The organism is Halobacillus sp. BBL2006 (genome assembly GCF_000786645.1).
GTDB lineage: Bacteria > Bacillota > Bacilli > Bacillales > Halobacillaceae > Halobacillus.
On the sequence record NZ_JRNX01000695.1, the window covers coordinates 1 to 1,788 of the forward strand.

Here is a 1,788-nt window from a genome sequence, read left to right on the forward strand (position 1 = left end):
TGATTTTTCTGCTTATGACGCGAGTGTCTGGGCGTTACAGCTAGACGAGTCCTTCCCCAACGACCCTAAAACCACACATACATCTAGAAATCAAGTCTTCAACAATCCTGGACGTTTGTGGAATAACTTTATAGAGTAAACCAATCAGGAATACAACAGTAGCAGTTAACAGAGTCTTTTATTTATGAATTTGAACACGTGACTCGACGGGCTGGAAATCTTTTTCGCCAGCTGGAGCTGCAGGTTTTCCGAAAGGCATCTGGGCAATCAGTTTCCACGAGTCAGGAATATTCCACTCGCTTTTCACTTTTTCATCAATCAATGGATTGTAGTGTTGAAGAGAAGCCCCGAAACCTTCTTGCTCTAGAGAGGTCCAAATCACATACTGAAGCATTCCATTAGATTGTTGTGCCCAAAGCGGGAAGTTATCAGCGAATACTGGCATTTGTTCTTGCAGTCCTTCAACAATCGACATATCTTCGAAGAAAAGCACGGTGCCATATGCGTTTTTGAACCCATCCATACGTTCCTGTGTACTTTCAAATTTGTCACCAGGAACAATCTCCTTAAGTGTTTCAGTCGTCATATTCCAAAGCTTATCATGGTGATCATTCAATAACACGACAGCGCGTGCTCCTTGGGAATTAAATGCAGTGGGGGTGTGTTTAACGGCATGTTCTACAACCTCTTGAATACGTTCATCAGCAACAGGGGACTCCTTACTTAATGTATAGATGGTGCGGCGTTCTTTGACAGCTGTATAAAAATCTTTTACTTGAGTTGTCATCCATTATCTCTCCTTATTTTATAATACTTACTTTATGTAACTAACTATATATAAGTTAATTAATAGTGTCAAGATAGTTGTTTGTTTTTACTAATTTAATTACATGTAAATCTGTGGTAAAATTAAAGGAGGAGTGATGAATAATGAGTAAATCTTCCATTTGCCCTCGTTTTGAAAAAGCGATTGGAATTTTAAGTAAGCGCTGGACTGGACTGATCATTTATCAGTTATTAGACGGACAGCAGCGTTTTTGTACAATTGAATCAGCCATTGGGATCAGCGGTAAGGTCTTGTCTGATCGATTGAAGGATATGGAAAGAGAAGGGTTAGTTAAAAGGGACGTGTACCCTGAAACACCTGTCCGCATCGAATATTCGTTGACGGAAAAAGGGTCATCTCTTAAACCGTTAATGGATGAAATTGAAAAATGGTCACAGGAATGGCTTGAAATAGAGGATGAAGAATCAATCTCAATGGAATCTTGAAGGGACTTTGCCAATTTAAAGCAAAGTCCTTTTTTTATGTGCTTGTTTCCTTAGTTCTTTTCTTCTTTATAAGGAGTCCAATCCATAACAAGAAGGGCAAAAAGAGGCCGTGGGTAAGTGCATAGGAAAGCCAAATCTCTCCGACAAAGGTTTCGAAATAAGCAACGTCAGGGTACGCGATGATCGACAGGACCACCATCCCTATCCCTAGAGGAAGAAGTAATGATCTATGATTATCCATCTTAAGGAATTGGGCGATGCCGACGGAGGATGCGTAATAAAGTACCACCATCTTAAAGAAAATCGTTAACATCCAAATGATGGCGATGATAATTTCTAGCCCTTCCCAAAAGCCGGCTATATTGATTTTCTGACCGATTTTATAACTGGGATAAGCATTTAGAGCAGTAAGGTCGCTTCCTAATATAAGAAGGCATAAGAGGGTAACTAGCCACAAGGCACCCCCGCCAAAAAGAACTCCCAGAAACCAGCCGTGCTTAGTTTTTTTACTTTCTT

General features: G+C 40.3%; 3 protein-coding genes. 1 reads left to right on the plus strand and 2 read right to left on the minus strand.

What is annotated here, in order from left to right; all coding sequences use genetic code 11:
* Positions 1-178: 178 nt before the first annotated feature.
* Positions 179-787, minus strand: a complete 609-nt coding sequence (locus tag LD39_RS18460; protein WP_035551442.1) for a nitroreductase family protein — start codon at positions 785-787, stop codon at positions 179-181.
* A gap of 143 nt (positions 788-930) precedes the next feature.
* Here LD39_RS18460 and LD39_RS18465 point away from each other — a divergent pair, with 143 nt between their 5' ends.
* Positions 931-1,272, plus strand: coding sequence for a helix-turn-helix domain-containing protein (locus LD39_RS18465; RefSeq protein WP_035551444.1), 342 nt, complete (start codon positions 931-933; stop codon positions 1,270-1,272).
* Positions 1,273-1,306: 34 nt separating this feature from the next.
* On the opposite strand, the gene LD39_RS18470 is transcribed toward LD39_RS18465, so the two are convergent.
* Positions 1,307-1,788, minus strand: a 482-nt coding sequence (locus LD39_RS18470; RefSeq protein WP_035551447.1) for a GerAB/ArcD/ProY family transporter, incomplete at its 5' end; no start/stop codon positions are given.